General features: G+C 60.8%; 10 protein-coding genes and 1 tRNA gene. All 11 read right to left on the bottom strand.

The window, feature by feature from the left end:
- Positions 1-4: 4 nt before the first annotated feature.
- The 11 genes from FSY45_RS15750 to rplK all read right to left on the bottom strand — a co-directional run bounded on the left by FSY45_RS15750 (position 5) and on the right by rplK (position 16423).
- Positions 5-80: transfer RNA gene (locus FSY45_RS15750), tRNA-Phe, on the bottom strand.
- Positions 81-165: 85 nt separating this feature from the next.
- Positions 166-831: a response regulator gene (locus FSY45_RS15745; protein ID WP_046461459.1), complete on the bottom strand. Its 666-nt coding sequence runs from the start codon at positions 829-831 to the stop codon at positions 166-168.
- Between the two features lie 39 nt (positions 832-870).
- On the bottom strand, positions 871-3192 hold the full coding sequence (locus FSY45_RS15740; protein ID WP_148748114.1) for an ATP-binding protein: 2322 nt from the start codon (positions 3190-3192) through the stop codon (positions 871-873).
- Positions 3192-3761: a DUF4390 domain-containing protein gene (locus FSY45_RS15735; RefSeq protein ID WP_034362111.1), complete on the bottom strand. Its 570-nt coding sequence runs from the start codon at positions 3759-3761 to the stop codon at positions 3192-3194. The genes FSY45_RS15740 and FSY45_RS15735 overlap by 1 nt, the downstream gene beginning before the upstream one ends.
- Positions 3762-3804: 43 nt before the next feature.
- Complete coding sequence (gene rsmB / locus FSY45_RS15730) at positions 3805-5190, bottom strand: 16S rRNA (cytosine(967)-C(5))-methyltransferase RsmB (RefSeq protein ID WP_046461461.1); 1386 nt, start codon at positions 5188-5190, stop codon at positions 3805-3807.
- Between the two features lie 207 nt (positions 5191-5397).
- Positions 5398-9621 carry a DNA-directed RNA polymerase subunit beta' gene (gene rpoC, locus FSY45_RS15725; RefSeq protein ID WP_003065685.1) on the bottom strand — a complete coding sequence of 1408 codons (4224 nt, stop codon included), beginning with the start codon at positions 9619-9621 and terminating at the stop codon, positions 5398-5400.
- A gap of 121 nt (positions 9622-9742) precedes the next feature.
- Positions 9743-13855 (bottom strand): DNA-directed RNA polymerase subunit beta, encoded by a 4113-nt coding sequence (gene rpoB / locus FSY45_RS15720; protein ID WP_046461462.1) that lies wholly within the window; start codon positions 13853-13855, stop codon positions 9743-9745.
- A 274-nt stretch (positions 13856-14129) separates the two neighbouring features.
- Entirely contained in the window at positions 14130-14507 is a 378-nt protein-coding gene (gene rplL, locus FSY45_RS15715; RefSeq protein WP_003065690.1) for a 50S ribosomal protein L7/L12, read from the bottom strand.
- A gap of 36 nt (positions 14508-14543) precedes the next feature.
- The gene (rplJ, locus tag FSY45_RS15710; RefSeq protein WP_003065692.1) at positions 14544-15068 is read right to left on the bottom strand and encodes a 50S ribosomal protein L10; all 525 of its coding nucleotides are present in this window, start codon (positions 15066-15068) and stop codon (positions 14544-14546) included.
- A 227-nt stretch (positions 15069-15295) separates the two neighbouring features.
- The gene (gene rplA / locus FSY45_RS15705; RefSeq protein ID WP_003065693.1) at positions 15296-15991 is read right to left on the bottom strand and encodes a 50S ribosomal protein L1; all 696 of its coding nucleotides are present in this window, start codon (positions 15989-15991) and stop codon (positions 15296-15298) included.
- Positions 15992-16423, bottom strand: a complete 432-nt coding sequence (rplK, locus tag FSY45_RS15700) for a 50S ribosomal protein L11 (protein WP_003059339.1) — start codon at positions 16421-16423, stop codon at positions 15992-15994.
- Positions 16424-16486 lie beyond the last annotated feature (63 nt).

Genomic DNA, 16486 nt, shown 5'->3' with positions numbered 1-16486 from the left:
AATCTGGTGGCCTGGGACGGAATCGAACCGCCGACACAAGGATTTTCAATCCTCTGCTCTACCGACTGAGCTACCGGGCCTTTTCTTCGGCACCCTTGAGTGCTGAAGCCACGATTATAGGCACACTTTTGGAGCCCAAATCGAAAACTGCGAATTTTTTGGAAATTATCCGCGGCGATTGCGTCCAAGGTCCACGCCCAGTTGGCGCAGCTTGCGATACAGGTGAGTACGCTCAAGGCCGGTCTTCTCGGCCACGCGCGTCATGGAGCCGCCTTCGCGTGCCAGGTGGAATTCGAAATAGGCTTTTTCAAAGCCGTCGCGCGCCTCGCGCAAAGGGCGGTCGAGATCGAAGCCTTGGTGCGAATTGGGCAGATTGTCTTCCGCCGCCTGGGCCGTGATGCTGACCACGGCCGATGGCACCGTGCCGTTGCTGGCATGCGCTGCAGTTTCCGAGCCCTGGCTGGCCGTGCTTCGCGCCAGCCCCTGCTCCACCGCCTTGAGCAGCTTCTGCATGGTGATGGGCTTTTCGAGGAATGACAGCGCACCGATACGCGTTGCCTCAACGGCCGTTTCGATGGTCGCATGACCGCTCATCATGATGACGGGCATGGTGAGCTGACCGGCCGTGGCCCATTCCTTGAGCAGGGTGACGCCGTCGGTGTCCGGCATCCAGATGTCCAGCAGCACCAGATCGTAGTTGTGGGTTGCCCTGGATACGCGTGCCTGCGTGGCGTTCTCCGCCACGTCCACACTATGACCTTCGTCGTTGAGGATTTCCGACAACAAATCCCGGATCCCCAGTTCGTCGTCGACCACTAGTATGTTTGCCATGTGTCTAAAGCCTGTTGCTATGCCTTGTGCGAAGCGGGATCAAGCCGCCCCCGCACGGTCGTTAGGTACAAATGATAGCGACACTCGCGCGCCTTGCACTACCCCGTCTTCCTCTCGATTACCCAGGTCCACTCTTGCGCCATGCTCGTCGGCGATTTTTTTGACCACGGCCAAACCCAGGCCTGTGCCGCGAGACTTGGTGGTCACATAGGGCTCGAAGGCTCTTTGAAGAATATTGGGAGCAAAACCTGTGCCACTGTCGCTGATGCTCAGGCGCACACGCTGGGCCGTGTCCATCCAGCGGGTTTCGATGGTGACGGATACTGGAGTCTGCCCTGTTTCCTGCGCTCGTTGCGCCGTGGAATCTTGCGCATTTTGCAAAAGATTGTGGATGACCTGACGCAATTGCTGGCTATCGCCCTGAATCAGCGGGCAGGCTTCGTCGAGCGATGCCTCCACACGCACCGCCGCATTCTCTTCGCCATAGAGCTGCAGCACCTCAGCGACCAGTGCATTCAGATCCAGCGCTTGCAGATTGGCAGCCGGCAAACGTGCATATTCACGAAACTCATCGACCAGACGCTTCATGGCCCCCACCTGATCGACGATGGTCTTCACGGATTTGGCCAGCAGCGCCTGCTCCGCAGGCTGCAGCTTGTCGGTCAGCTTCATCGCCAGACGCTCGGCAGACAGCTGAATCGGCGTCAGCGGATTCTTGATCTCATGCGCCACGCGGCGCGCCACCTCGCCCCAGGCCTGTGCGCGCTGGGCAGAGACGATCTCCGAGATGTCGTCAAACACCAGCAGGCGCTGGTCGTCGGGCAGCTCCGCGCCGCGCATGACCAGGCTGGTGGTGTTGTGCACCACATCACCGTTGCCGTTGCCCGCGTCCAGCTCATAGACCTGCTGCCAGCGGTCCCGCCCCTGCTCGGCCGAAGCATCGCCGAGAAAGATCTCGAACTGTTCCTGCACCACGCGCGCAAAGTCCTGCAAACCCGAGACATCGCGCAGGCGCTTGCCCTGGAACACCGCCATGGGCGCGCGCAGAATGCGTGTTGCACCAGGGTTGCTGAGCACGATGCGCCCGGAGCGATCGAGCACGATGACGCCCGAAGTAAGGTTGTCCAGAATGGTCTGCAGATTGCTGCGCGCCGCATCGAGTTGCAGCAGATTGCGGTTGGCGTCGGAGCGTGCGTCGGCCAGTTGCTGGGTCATGACGGCAAAAGAGCGCGTCAGCCCGCCAATCTCGTCCTTGCTCTGCAGCGCAGGCTTGGGGCGCAAATCGCCACGCGCCACATCGCGCATGCCCTGGGCCAGCAACAACAAGGGCTTGGCCAGTTGGTTGCCCAGCACCACGGCCAGCACCACGGCCCCAAACACGGCCAGAAAGAGCGCCAGCGTCAGAGTGCCGATATACATGCGCTGCAATCCACCGCGAGCAAGTGCTCGCTCCTGATACTCGCGATTGGCCTCCTGCACGGCCAGGGCATTGCTGACCAGGGCTTGCGGCAGGGGAATCGTGGCCTGCAGATAACGCGCCTCCTCCAGCAGATTCACTGCCGAGCTGGGCACCAACGCCAGTGTGCGCACCTTGGCGTTGGCCGCGGCCTGATCGGCAGGCACGTCGCCGGCATCATCCAGGCCTTCGATGCTGGCCACGGCACGCTGACCGCCCTGCTCCCTCAAGCTGCGCAGCAGCTGGGTGTTGGGCCGCTCGGGCGCCAGGCTGAACTGAGACTGACCGGCACTGGCAATGGCCTTGCCTGATGCATTCCAGAGCACCACATCGGAGGCTCCGATCTGATCTCGGATGCGCTCCAGCATCAGTGCCGCCCCTGCATCCGAAGTCTGAGACAGCTGAAGGCCTGCCGTGCGCGTGTTGTTGGCCATGTCATTGGCCACGGTATCCAGCGTGGCACTGGCCAGGCTCACGCCCGCAGACAAGGCCCCTTCGACCTTGACGTCGAACCAGCTCTCGATGGAGCGTGAGACGAACTGGTAGGACACCACATAGATCAACAAGCCCGGCAGCAAGCCCACCAGGGTGAAGATGCCCGCCAGCTTGAGCAACAGCTTGCTGCCAAAACGCCCGCGCCTGAGCCTCAGAGCCAGGCGCAAGCCGCCCCAGAACAGCACCAGCAGCAGCAATCCGGCCACAACGACATTGGCGGCAAACAGCCAGTTGTAGTTGCGCTCATAGGCCAGCCGGTTATTCGTGGCCAGGGTCAGCAGGAACAGCAGCAGCACCCCCACCACCACCATCAGCGCCACGCCCGTGCCAACGGCCCAGCGCGTGGCGCGCGACCAGCGCGCGGCAGAGGAGCCGCCGGCTTCGCCATCCGGGAGCTTGATGTCAGCCATCAGGGAGCGGCCTCCAGCGTCTGGGTGCGCGACAGTTGCAGATTCCAGCCCGAGCGCCCCAGTGCCCCAATCTGTAAAGGTCTGGGCAGGGACGACAGATCTACGCGAAAGCGCAGTTGCACCGAGACGCCGGAAGTGGAGCCGAGCTGGCCGGAGTCCAGAATCTTCCAGCGGTAAATGCGTTGAATGGCTGCGATGGCATCCTCCAGCTGCTCGTAGGACTGGCCCAGCGCCAGTCCGGTGCCGCTGCCGCCGGTGAAGGCGGAATTGGAGATATGCAAACGCCAGCGCCTGGTCAGCGGCTGGTGCGTAATGCGGTAATAGCGGGTGGCGACGCCCAATTGCTGATCGGACCAGTACCAGCGCTCGCGCTGCACCTGAGCCTCGGCAATGAAATACATGGGAATGCCCTGGCGCAGGGCATCTTCAACCTGACCGGGCAGCTCGAACTGCAGATTGGCCGAGAGAAACACCCCCTCGTCGGTACGCGTGACCTGCATGGAGCTGATATCCGGCGGCACGGTATCGGCCCGGGCCAGCACGAAAACCAGGGACAGCGCCAGCACCAGCGAAGCTGCACGGGCCGCACGCCGCAAGGCCCCCGCTACAGCGTTAGCGCAATTTTTCCAGCAGAGCGTAAAAAAAGCCGTCGTGGTCACCCAGGGGATTGTCTGCCACGGAATCGTGTTTGGCAGCTTTGCCGGGAATTAAATGACCCGGAGCAGGCAAGCTGGCCGCCGTAGTGTTGCGCGCAAGAAACGCTTGCATCTGGGCATCGCCCTCGGCCTTGAAGACCGAGCAGGTGCAATAGACCATGCGGCCGCCGGGCTGCAGCAGCGGCCACAGGGTATCGAGCAGCTTGGACTGGATGTCTGCCAGCTGGGCCACATCGCTCTCACGGCGCAGCCAGCGCACATCGGGCTGGCGACGCACAATGCCAGATGCCGTGCAAGGCGCATCGAGCAAGATCGCATCGAAGAACTGACCGCCACATTGCGATTCGAACCACGCCTGGGGCGCGGACGCATCGGCCACCAGCACCTTGGCCTTCAGGCCCAGGCGCGACAAGGTTTCACCGATGCGGCGAGCCCGCTCGGGGTCGATCTCCAGGGCCGTGACTTCGATGCCGCCGGGCGCAGCGCGCTCAAGCAGATGGGCAGTCTTGCCGCCGGGCGCAGCACAGGCATCCAGCACGCGCAGCGGGCGGCCCTGGGGCTCGGGCAAACCGGCCAGCAGCAGCGGTGCAGCGGCCTGCGCCGCGCCGTCCTGCACCGAGGCCCATCCCTCTTCAAACTGCGGCAGCTCCTGCACAGGCACGGCCTGCTCGAGTTGCAGGCCGCACTCGGCGACAGCTGTCGACTTCAGGTTCATCGCCTGCAGCGCATTCTGATACTGGGCTGGAGTGCTTTTCTGTGCATTCACCCGCAGCGTCATGGGCGGCTGGGCGTTGTTGGCCGCCAAAATGGTCTGCCAGTCCTGGGGATGGTCTTTTTTGAGCCGGGCAATCCACCATGCAGGGTGATTCCAGACGGCCACGGGATCGTTGTCGGTCGCGCTCACCAGGGCATCACGCTCGCGCAGAAAGCGGCGCAGGCAGGCGTTGATGAAGCCGGACTGCGCGCGTGCCGCGCCGTTCTTGGCGGCTTCCACGGCCTGGTTGACCAGGGTGAAGGGCGGATATGGGGCTTGGGTCTCATCCCAGGCCAGTGCCAGCGCAGTGCTCAGCAAGGCACTGACCTTGGGTGCCGGTGGGCGCGGCGCCAGCTGCTTTTGCAGCGCCTGGGCACGCCCCAGATTGCGCAGCACCTGGAACAGCAAGGCCTGCACTCCCGGACGCAAGCGCTGCGGCACCTGTGCCAGCACAGCCTTGCTGGACTGACCACCCAGGATGCCGTGCAAGGCCTTGGCCACCGCATCCAGCTGTTGCCACAGGGCAGGAGCGTTGGGCACGGCAGCACCTGCAGCGGCGTTCTTGGGTTGGGAAGGCTTGGAAGTCATGAAGAGCAGACCTGAAAATCTTGTAGAACTGACGCAGACCAGGATGCACAGCGGGCATTTCTATCGAGAAAACACCATGTCTGATCCGAGCTTGCGCAAATCGTGTCTTGATCAATGAAAAACGCTCCCGTCTGCACAAGGCAGAGCGGGAGCGCGGTGCATCAGCAGCGAACCGCAGCCGTTGCCGGCCGCGGCCCAGTGCCATGCTTAGTCGGCAGAGGCGTCGCCAGCAGGTGCTTCGACGTCATCAGCCAGCACACCGGCCAGCTCGGCTTCTTCGGCTTCGGCGATGGCACGACGCTCGGCATCGTCCATTTCGTCCTTGGCCTTGCGAGCCTGGTGATAGGCCAGACCGGTACCGGCGGGGATCAGACGACCCACGATCACGTTTTCCTTCAGGCCACGCAGCTCGTCGCGCTTGCCCATGATGGCAGCTTCGGTCAGAACACGGGTGGTTTCCTGGAAGGAAGCCGCAGAGATGAACGAGTCGGTCGACAGCGAAGCCTTGGTGATGCCCAGCAGCACGTTGGAGTACGTGGCAGGCAGCTTGCCTTCCTTCTGCATCTGTTCGTTGGTGTTGAGCACCTCGGAACGCTCGACCTGTTCACCCTGGATGTAGGTGGTATCGCCGGAGTTCTCGATGATCACGCGACGCAGCATCTGACGCACGATCACTTCGATGTGCTTGTCGTTGATCTTCACACCCTGCAGGCGGTAAACGTCCTGCACCTCGTCCACGATGTAGCGCGACAGCTCTTCGATACCCAGCAGACGCAGGATGTCTTGAGGATCGGCAGGACCGTCAACGATGGACTCGCCCTTGTTCACCACCTGGCCTTCGTGGACCAGAATGTTGCGCTCCTTGGGCACCAGTTCTTCCCAGACCTTGCCTTCCAGATCGGTGATCTGCAGGCGGATCTTGCCCTTGGTTTCCTTGCCGAAGGACACGGTACCGGTCATCTCGGCCAGAGTGCCCTTGTCCTTGGGCGTACGGGCTTCGAACAGTTCGGCCACACGGGGCAGACCACCGGTAATGTCGCGGGTCTTCTGGCCTTCCACAGGGATACGGGCCAGCACTTCGCCGGGGCCCACGTCCTGGCCGTCGCGCACCTGAATCAGGGCGCCGACCTGGAAGCCGATCGTCACGGCGTGGTCGGTACCAGGGATCTTGACTTCCTGGTTGTTGGCGTCGATCAGCTTGACCTGGGGACGCACCACCTTGGCAGAGCCACGACGCTTGGGGTCAATCACCACCAGAGTGGACAGACCGGTCACTTCGTCGACCTGCTTGGCCACCGTCAGACCTTCTTCCACATTCTCGAAACGCACTTGACCGGCGTATTCGGTAATGATGGGTCGGGTCAGCGGGTCCCAGTTCGCCAGGATCTTGCCGGCCTTGATGGCCTCATCGGGCTTGATGGTCAGCACGGCGCCATAAGGCACCTTGTGACGCTCGCGCTCGCGGCCGTTTTCGCTGATCACGATCTCGCCGGAACGCGAAATCACCACCAGCTCGCCCTTGGTGTTGGACACATAGCGCATCGTGCTGTTGAAGCCGATCACGCCATTGGACTTGGCTTCCACGCTCGAGGCGATGGCAGCGCGCGAAGCGGCACCACCGATGTGGAAGGTACGCATGGTCAGCTGCGTGCCGGGTTCACCGATGGACTGGGCAGCGATCACACCCACGGCTTCGCCGAGGTTGATCAGGCCGCCACGACCCAGGTCGCGACCGTAGCAGGTTGCGCACAGACCGAAACGGGTTTCGCAGGTCAGAGCCGTACGCACCTTGATTTCGTCCACGCCCTGGGCTTCCAGCTCTTCGATGGTGTCTTCGTTGAGCAAGGTACCGGCAGGCACCAGCACGGCACGGGTTTCGGGGTGCAGCACTTCTTCGGCGGTCGAACGGCCCAGCACACGGTCGCGCAGGGATTCGATCACTTCACCACCTTCGACGATGGCGCGCATCAGATAGCCGTTGGAGGTACCGCAATCCTGTTCGTTCACGACCAGATCCTGCGTCACGTCCACCAGACGACGAGTCAGGTAACCGGAGTTAGCCGTCTTCAGCGCCGTGTCGGCCAGACCCTTACGAGCACCGTGGGTCGAGATGAAGTACTGCAGCACGTTGAGGCCTTCGCGGAAGTTCGCGGTGATAGGCGTCTCAATGATGGAGCCGTCAGGCTTGGCCATCAGACCACGCATACCGGCCAGCTGACGAATCTGCGCTGCGGAGCCACGGGCGCCGGAGTCGGCCATCATGTAAATCGCATTGAACGATTCCTGATCGACTTCGTTGCCGTGACGGTCGGTGGTCTTCTGGACCTTGAGCTGGTCCATCATCACCTTGGACACGTCGTCGCCGGCCTTGCCCCAGATGTCCACCACCTTGTTGTAGCGCTCGCCCGAGGTCACCAGACCCGAGACGTACTGCTGCTCGATCTCCTTCACTTCGGACTCTGCGCGGGCCAGGATGTCGGCCTTTTGCGGAGGCACCAGCATGTCGTCGATGGAGATCGAGATACCGGCGTGCGTGGACAGACGGAAACCGTTTTGCAGCAGCTTGTCGGCAAACACGACCGTGGCCTTCAGACCGCACTTGCGGAAGGAGGCGTTGATCAGCTTGGAGATTTCCTTCTTCTTCAGCGCCTTGTTCATGTTGCTGAAAGCCAGGCCCTTGGGCAGGATTTCAGACAACAGGGCACGGCCCACGGTGGTTTCCACGAGCGAGGTCACGGGCTCGAATTCGCCAGTTTCCTTGTTCTTGTTCCACTCGGTCAGGCGCACGCTGATCTTGGCGTGCAGTTCGGTCTCGCCAGCATCCAGAGCGCGTTGCAGCTCCATCAGGTCGGCAAACACCATGCCTTCGCCCTTGCCGTTGATCTTTTCACGCGTGGCGTGATACAGACCCAGCACCACGTCCTGGGAAGGAACGATGGAGGGTTCGCCCGAAGCGGGGAACAGCACGTTGTTCGAGGCCAGCATCAGCACGCGGGCTTCCATCTGCGCTTCCACAGACAGGGGCACGTGAACAGCCATCTGGTCACCGTCGAAGTCGGCGTTGAAGGCCGCGCAGACCAGCGGGTGCAGTTGCAGGGCCTTGCCTTCGATCAGGATGGGCTCGAAAGCCTGGATACCCAGACGGTGCAGCGTAGGCGCACGGTTGAGCATGATGGGGTGTTCCTTGATGACTTCTTCAAGGATGTCCCACACCACGGGCGTACCGGCTTCCACTTCCTTCTTGGCAGCCTTGATGGTCGTGGCGATGCCGCGCTGCTCGAGCTGCGCGAAGATGAAGGGCTTGAACAGCTCCAGCGCCATCAGCTTGGGCAGACCGCACTGGTGCAGCTTGAGGTAAGGACCCACGGTAATCACGGAACGACCGGAGTAGTCCACGCGCTTGCCCAGCAAGTTCTGACGGAAACGACCGCTCTTGCCCTTGATCATGTCGGCCAGAGACTTCAGGGCACGCTTGTTGGCGCCCGTCATGGCCTTGCCGCGACGGCCGTTGTCCAGCAGCGAGTCCACCGCTTCCTGCAGCATGCGCTTTTCGTTGCGCGCGATGATTTCAGGAGCCTTGAGCTCGAGCAGACGACGCAGACGCGAGTTACGGTTGATAACGCGGCGGTACAGGTCGTTCAGGTCGGAAGTGGCAAAACGGCCACCGTCCAGAGGCACCAGGGGACGCAGATCGGGAGGCAGCACGGGCAGCACTTCCATCACCATCCACTCGGGCTTGATGCCGGACTTCTTGAACGCTTCCAGCAGCTTCAGGCGCTTGGCGTTCTTCTTGACCTTGACTTCGGAGCCGGTCAGATCGTTGCGCAGGCGCTCGATCTCGACGTCGATGTCGATGCCTTCGAGCAGGTCCTTGATGCCTTCAGCGCCCATCTTGGCGGTGAACTCATCGTAGCCGTACTCGAGTTGCTTGGCGTCGTAGTCGTCCTCGGTCATGATGCTGAACTTCTTCAGCGGGGTCATGCCGGGGTCGGTCACCACATAGGCTTCGAAGTACAGCACGCGCTCGATGTCGCGCAGCGTCATGTCCAGCACCAGGCCCAGGCGCGAAGGCAGGGACTTCAGGAACCAGATGTGAGCGCAGGGCGCGGCCAGGTCGATGTGACCCATGCGTTCGCGACGCACCTTGGTCTGTGTGACTTCAACGCCGCACTTCTCGCAGATCACACCGCGGTGCTTGAGGCGCTTGTACTTGCCGCACAGGCATTCGTAGTCCTTGATCGGGCCAAAGATCTTGGCGCAGAACAGACCATCACGCTCGGGCTTGAAAGTACGGTAGTTGATCGTTTCAGGCTTCTTCACTTCACCGAAAGACCAGGAACGGATCTTCTCGGGCGAGGCCAGGCCGATCTTGATGGCATCGAAATGCTCATCAGGCGTAAATTGCTTGAACAGGTCGAGTAGCGATTTCATGTAACTCTTTCCTTTTCGTCAAAAATCATTGCAGCCACCGCTGGATTTGCCTTGGTTTCAGCAACGAACCAAGCGCAAATCCTTTGTTTTAAAGCGGTTGCAGCTCTCTGTTTAATAGTGCTTAAGAACGTTCGAGCTCGATGTCCAAGCCCAGAGAGCGGATTTCCTTGACCAGCACGTTGAACGATTCGGGCATGCCCGCTTCGATCGAGTGCTCGCCCTTGACGATGGACTCGTACACCTTGGTACGACCGACCACGTCGTCGGACTTCACAGTCAGCATTTCCTGCAGCACATAGGCGGCGCCGTAAGCTTCCAGCGCCCACACTTCCATTTCACCGAAACGCTGACCACCGAACTGGGCCTTACCGCCCAGAGGCTGTTGCGTCACCAGCGAGTAAGGACCTGTGGAGCGGGCGTGCATCTTGTCGTCGACCAAGTGGTGCAGCTTCAGGTAGTGCATATAGCCCACGGTGGTCGGACGCTCGAAGCGCTCGCCGGTGCGGCCGTCATACAGATAAGCCTGAGTGCGTGTCTCGGTCAGACCCTTGGCGGCAGCGATGTCGTCAGGGTAGGCCAGCTTCAGCATGTCCTTGATTTCGGCTTCGGAAGCACCGTCGAACACCGGCGTTGCGAATGGCACGCCCGTGGTCAGCTCCTTGGCCATGGACATGACTTCGCCGTCGTCCAGCTGAGACAGCTCTTCCTTGCGACCGCTGCGGTTGTAGATCTCTTCCAGGAAGGCACGCACTTCAGCAGCACGGGCTTCCTTTTGCAGCATGTCGCCGATGCGCTGGCCCAGACCCTTGCCGGCCCAGCCCAAGTGCACTTCCAGCACCTGACCGATGTTCATACGCGAAGGCACGCCCAGCGGGTTCAGCACGATGTCGGCAGTGGTGCCGTCGGCCAGGAAAGGCATGTCTTCCACGGGAGTGATCTTGGAGACCACACCCTTGTTGCCGTGACGACCGGCCATCTTGTCGCCAGGCTGCAGACGACGCTTGACGGCCAGGTAGACCTTGACCATCTTCAGCACGCCGGCAGGCAGCTCGTCGCCTTGCGTGAGCTTCTTGCGCTTTTCTTCGAACGCCAGGTCGAAGGTGTGACGCTGCTGCTCGATGGAGTTCTTGATGGACTCCAGCTGAGCGGCCACTTCGTCTTCGGCAGGGCGAATGTCGAACCAGTGGAACTTCTCCACGCCGTCCAGATAGGCCTTGTCGATCTTGGCGCCCTTGGACAGCTTCTGAGGACCACCGTTGGCCACGCGGCCGGTCAGCAGCTTCTCGATACGGTCGAAAGCGTCGGCTTCCACAATGCGCAGCTGGTCGTTCAGGTCCAGACGGAAGCGCTTGAGTTCATCGTCGATGATCTGCTGGGCACGCTTGTCGCGCTGGATGCCTTCACGCGTGAACACCTGCACGTCGATCACGGTACCTTGCGAGCCCTGATCCACACGCAGAGAAGTGTCCTTCACGTCGGAAGCCTTCTCGCCGAAGATGGCGCGCAGCAGCTTCTCTTCAGGCGTCAGCGTGGTCTCGCCCTTGGGTGTGACCTTGCCCACCAGCACATCGCCGGGTTGCACTTCGGCGCCCACGTAGATGATGCCGGACTCGTCCAGGCGGTTCAGTTGCTGCTCGGACAGGTTGGGGATGTCGCGTGTGATTTCTTCGGCACCCAGCTTGGTGTCGCGAGCCATCACCACCAGCTCTTCGATGTGGATCGAGGTGTAGCGATCGTCAGCCACGATGCGCTCGTTGATCATCACCGAGTCTTCGTAGTTGTAGCCGTTCCAGGGCATGAACGCGATCAGCATGTTCTGGCCGATGGCGATTTCGCCCAGATCGGTCGAAGCGCCGTCCGCCAGCACATCACCCTTGGCCAGCTTGTCGCCACGGCTGACGATGGGGCGCTGGTGGATGTTGGTGTTCTGGTTGGAACGCTGATACTTGATCAGGTTGTAGATGTCCACGCCGACTTCACCGGCCACGGCTTCGTCGTCGTTCACACGGATCACGATGCGGGTGGCGTCGACATAGTCCACAATACCGCCGCGCTTGGCAGTGACCACGGTGCCGGAGTCCACGGCAGCAACGCGCTCGATGCCGGTACCGACCATGGGCTTTTCAGGACGCAGCACAGGCACGGCCTGACGCGACATGTTGGCGCCCATCAAGGCACGGTTCGCATCGTCGTGTTCCAGGAAGGGAATCAGCGAGGCGGCCACGGACACGATCTGCGCAGGCGACACGTCCATGTATTGCACGCGCTCGGCCGACACCAGGGTCGATTCACCGGCTTCACGGGCCGACACCAGCTCGCCCACCAGATTGCCTTCGGCATCCAGATCGGCGTTGGCCTGGGCGATCACGTACTTGCCTTCTTCGATGGCCGACAGATAGTCGATGTCCATCGTCACCTTGCCGTCCACCACGCGACGGTACGGGGTTTCGATGAAACCGTACTCGTTGAGGCGGGCGTACAGAGCCAGCGAGTTGATCAGACCGATGTTGGGACCTTCAGGCGTTTCGATAGGGCAGACGCGACCATAGTGGGTCACGTGCACGTCACGCACTTCAAAGCCGGCACGTTCGCGGGTCAGACCGCCTGGGCCCAGGGCGGAAACACGACGCTTGTGCGTGATTTCTGCCAGAGGGTTGGTCTGGTCCATGAACTGCGACAGCTGCGAGGCACCGAAGAACTCCTTCAGGGCCGCAGAGATGGGCTTGGAGTTGATCAGGTCGTGGGGCATGAGAGGCTCTTGCTCGGCCTGACCCAGACGTTCCTTCACAGCCTTTTCGATACGCGCCAGACCGGTGCGGTACTGGTTTTCGGCCAGTTCGCCCACGCAACGCACACGGCGGTTGCCCAAGTGGTCGATATCGTCGACTTCGCCACGGCCATTGCGCAGGTCCACCAGGATCTTGACCACGGCCAGGATGTCTTCGTTGGACAGCACCATGGGACCGGTCGCGCCTTCGCGGCCGATCTTGGCGTTGAACTTCATGCGGCCCACGCGCGACAGATCATAGGTGTCGGCGTTGTAGAACAGGCGCTGGAACAGGGCCTGCACGGCGTCCTCGGTAGGAGGCTCGCCAGGACGCATCATGCGGTAGATGGCAACGCGGGCAGCGAACTCGTCCACGGTTTCATCGGTGCGCAGGGTCTGCGAGATGTAGGCGCCCTGGTCCAGTTCGTTGGTGTAGATGCACTGAACGTCCTGCACGCCGGCGCTGCGCAGCTTCTTGAGCAGAGCTTCGGTCAGTTCTTCGTTGGCCTTGGCGATGATTTCGCCGGTATCGGGATCAACGATGTTCTTGGCCAGCACACGACCCAGCAGGAAGTCTTCGGGCACGCTGACGAACTTGGTGCCGGACTGCTCCAGCTCGCGGGTGTGGCGAGCGGTGATGCGCTTGTCCTTGGCGACCACGACCTTGCCGGACTTGTCGGTGATGTCGAAACGCGCGACTTCGCCCTTCAGGCGATCGGCCACGAATTCCATCTGTGCACCGCTGTCCATCAGGCGGAAGTTGTCGTTCACGAAGAACGTTGCCAGGATGGTCTCGGGCGTCATGCCGATGGCCTTCAGCAGGATCGACACAGGCATCTTGCGGCGACGGTCGACGCGGAAGTACAGCAGGTCCTTGGGGTCGAACTCGAAGTCCAGCCAGGAGCCGCGGTAAGGAATGATGCGAGCCGAGAACAGCAGCTTGCCCGAGCTATGGGTCTTGCCCTTGTCGTGCTCGAAGAACACGCCAGGCGAACGGTGCAGCTGAGACACGATCACGCGCTCGGTACCGTTGATGATGAACGAACCCTTGTCGGTCATCAGGGGCACTTCGCCCATGTAGACCTCTTGTTCCTTCACTTCCTTGACCACCTTGGACTGAGCCGTGGAGGACTCGCGGTCATAGATGATCAGCTGGACCTTGGCGCGGACAGCGGAGGCGAAGGTCAGACCACGGGTCTGGCATTCACGCACGTCGAAAGCGGGCTTGGCGAGGTTGTACTCGACAAACTTCATCTCCACAAAACCATTGTGGGAGACGATGGGGAAGGCGGAATTGAAGGCCGCTTGCAGGCCATCAATGGTACGTTTTTTGGGGGCTACATCTGCCTGCAGGAATGCTGTATAGGCATCTTTTTGCATCTGCAGCAGATAAGGCACTTCGAGCACGCTATCGCGGCTCCCGAAGCTTTTGCGGATTCGCTTGCGTTCGGTATAAGAATAGGCCATGAGATCTCCGGGCAAAGACATGAGTCCTGGGTCTGCGACGACTGCCCCACAGGGTTCTCCTGCGGGCTTGGCGGTTGGCCACTACCAACCATGGCTGACGGCGATGCGTTGCACATCGCCCGAACCAAGGCATCTTCTGCTGTCGGATTGTCAGAAGACACTAAAAAGCAGACTCCCTAGGAAACCTGCTTTTTGGTGTGTTCTTTAAGCGCACTCCACAAGCGCCAAAGGCTGGAGACCCTTTTACGAGTCTCCAGCCCTTGATTTCACTGAATTACTTCAGTTCAGCCTTGGCACCGGCTTCAACCAGCTTCTTCACAGCGGCTTCAGCGTCAGCCTTGGGAGCGGCTTCCTTCACGGTCTTGGGAGCGCCGTCGACCAGATCCTTGGCTTCCTTCAGACCCAGGCCGGTGATTTCGCGCACAGCCTTAATCACGGACACCTTGTTAGCGCCAGCGTCGGTCAGAACGACGTTGAACTCGGTCTTTTCTTCAGCAGCAGCAGCGCCACCAGCAGCGCCGCCAGCAGCGGGAGCAGCCATAGCAGCGGCGGACACGCCAAACTTCTCTTCAATAGCCTTGACCAGGTCGTTCAGTTCCAGAACAGTCATGCTGTCCAGGGCGGTCAGGAATGCGTCTTTATCGAATGCCATTTTGATTTCCTAAAATTGGTTGGTTTTGCCGAGCACTCAGGCTGCGGCTGTTTCTGTTGCCGCTTCGGCAGAGCCTTCGCCCTTCTTGGCCGCCAGAGCGCCCAGCACAACGGCTGTACGCGAGATAGGCGACATGAGCAAGCCGCACAGTTGTGCGAGCAGTACTTCCTTGGAGGGGATGTTTGCCAGTTGCTTAACGCCGTCGATGTCCAGGGCCTTGCCTCCGAACGCGCCACCGCGAATCACCAACTTGTCGTTGGTCTTCGCGAAGTCGGCCACCACCTTGGCGGCAGCCACTGCGTCTTCAGAGAAGCCATAGATCAGGGGACCAGTCATCTGGTCAGCCACCACGTCAAACGCGCTACCGGCAACAGCACGGCGGGCCAGGGTGTTCTTCAACACGCTCAGGCTCACACCCTTGCTGCGAGCATCGGCACGCAGTTTGGTCATGTCGGCGACCGTGATGCCACGGTATTCCGCGATCACAAGCGTTTGAGCTTTAGCGGCGAGGCTGGTCACTTCGTTGATGACCGCTTCTTTCTCACTGCGATTAAGACTCAAGGTCTACTCCTTCAAATGCATATGCAAGGCAAGCCCTGCATACACGCTCTTGTTGCAGCGACCAACTGTTTAGGAAAAATTTCCATCTGCAGCGGGATCGCCATCTGCGTTGGCCTTCGTGATTAAGTGATCAAATCACACCAACGGTCTTGGATGACCTGCAGGAGCAACAACTCCCGCAGCCCACCACACCAGATGAGCAAAGCTCATCTGACGATTTCTAGCAATTACGCCGAGATGGATTGTGTATCGACGCGAACGCCCACACCCATGGTCGACGAAACAGCCACCTTGCGCAGGTACAGACCCTTGCTGGAAGCAGGCTTGGCCTTGTTCAGTGCATCGATCAGAGCAGCCAGGTTGCCCTGCAGCTTGTCGGCATCGAACGAACGGCGACCGATCGTGCCGTGCACGATACCAGCCTTGTCCACGCGGAACTGCACCTGACCAGCCTTGGCGTTCTTCACGGCCGTAGCGACGTCAGGAGTCACGGTGCCAACCTTGGGGTTGGGCATCAGGCCGCGGGGGCCCAGGATCTGACCCAGCTGGCCCACAACGCGCATAGCGTCGGGAGCAGCGATCACCACGTCGAAGGGCATGTCGCCGGCCTTGACTTGAGCAGCCAGGTCGTCCATGCCGACCACGTCAGCGCCGGCGGCCTTGGCTTCTTCAGCCTTGGCGCCTTGTGCGAACACAGCCACGCGAGCAGTCTTGCCGGTACCGTGAGGCAGCACCACGGCGCCACGCACCACTTGGTCCGACTTCTTGGCATCCACGCCCAGTTGCACGGCCACGTCGATGGATTCATCGAACTTGGCAGTTGCAGCTTCCTTCACCAGCGCCACGGCGTCAGCGAAAGAGTACAGCTTGTTGGAATCAACCTTGCCCTGGAGAGCTTTTTGCTTCTTGGTCAACTTGGCCATTTACACACCCTCCACGATCACGCCCATCGAACGGGCAGAACCAGCCAGCGTACGCACAGCAGCGTCAACGTCAGCGGCGTTCATGTCCTTCAGCTTGGTCTTGGCGATTTCTTCCAGCTGAGCACGTGTGATCTTGCCAACCTTGTTCTTCAGAGGATTGGAAGAGCCCTTGTCCAGCTTCACAGCCTTCTTGATCAGAACGGTTGCGGGAGGAGTCTTGATGACGAACGTGAAGCTCTTGTCAGCAAAAGCCGTGATCACCACGGGCAGAGGCAGGCCGGGCTCGACACCTTGGGTCTGGGCGTTGAACGCCTTGCAGAATTCCATGATGTTGAGGCCGCGCTGACCCAGCGCAGGACCAATGGGAGGAGAAGGATTGGCCTTACCAGCTGGCACTTGCAGCTTGATGAAGCCGACGATTTTTTTCGCCATGTTGAGCTCCTTACGGGTATAGCGCCATTTGCAATATCTGCAAACAGCTCCCCGAGGTTGCTG

The sequence above is a fragment of the Comamonas sp. Z1 genome (assembly GCF_008121555.1).
Taxonomy (GTDB): Bacteria; Pseudomonadota; Gammaproteobacteria; order Burkholderiales; family Burkholderiaceae_C; genus Comamonas; species Comamonas thiooxydans.
Note: the sequence above shows the minus strand (reverse complement) of the source record. Positions and strands in the feature narration are given on the sequence as shown.

Coding starts and splice junctions, on each gene's coding strand:
- FSY45_RS15745 (WP_046461459.1), bottom strand. CDS start 831: ATGGCAAACATACTAGTGGTCGACGACGAACTGGGGATCCGGGATTTG.
- FSY45_RS15740 (WP_148748114.1), bottom strand. CDS start 3,192: ATGGCTGACATCAAGCTCCCGGATGGCGAAGCCGGCGGCTCCTCTGCC.
- rsmB (WP_046461461.1), bottom strand. CDS start 5,190: ATGACTTCCAAGCCTTCCCAACCCAAGAACGCCGCTGCAGGTGCTGCC.
- rpoC (WP_003065685.1), bottom strand. CDS start 9,621: ATGAAATCGCTACTCGACCTGTTCAAGCAATTTACGCCTGATGAGCAT.
- rpoB (WP_046461462.1), bottom strand. CDS start 13,855: ATGGCCTATTCTTATACCGAACGCAAGCGAATCCGCAAAAGCTTCGGG.
- rplL (WP_003065690.1), bottom strand. CDS start 14,507: ATGGCATTCGATAAAGACGCATTCCTGACCGCCCTGGACAGCATGACT.
- rplA (WP_003065693.1), bottom strand. CDS start 15,991: ATGGCCAAGTTGACCAAGAAGCAAAAAGCTCTCCAGGGCAAGGTTGAT.
- rplK (WP_003059339.1), bottom strand. CDS start 16,423: ATGGCGAAAAAAATCGTCGGCTTCATCAAGCTGCAAGTGCCAGCTGGT.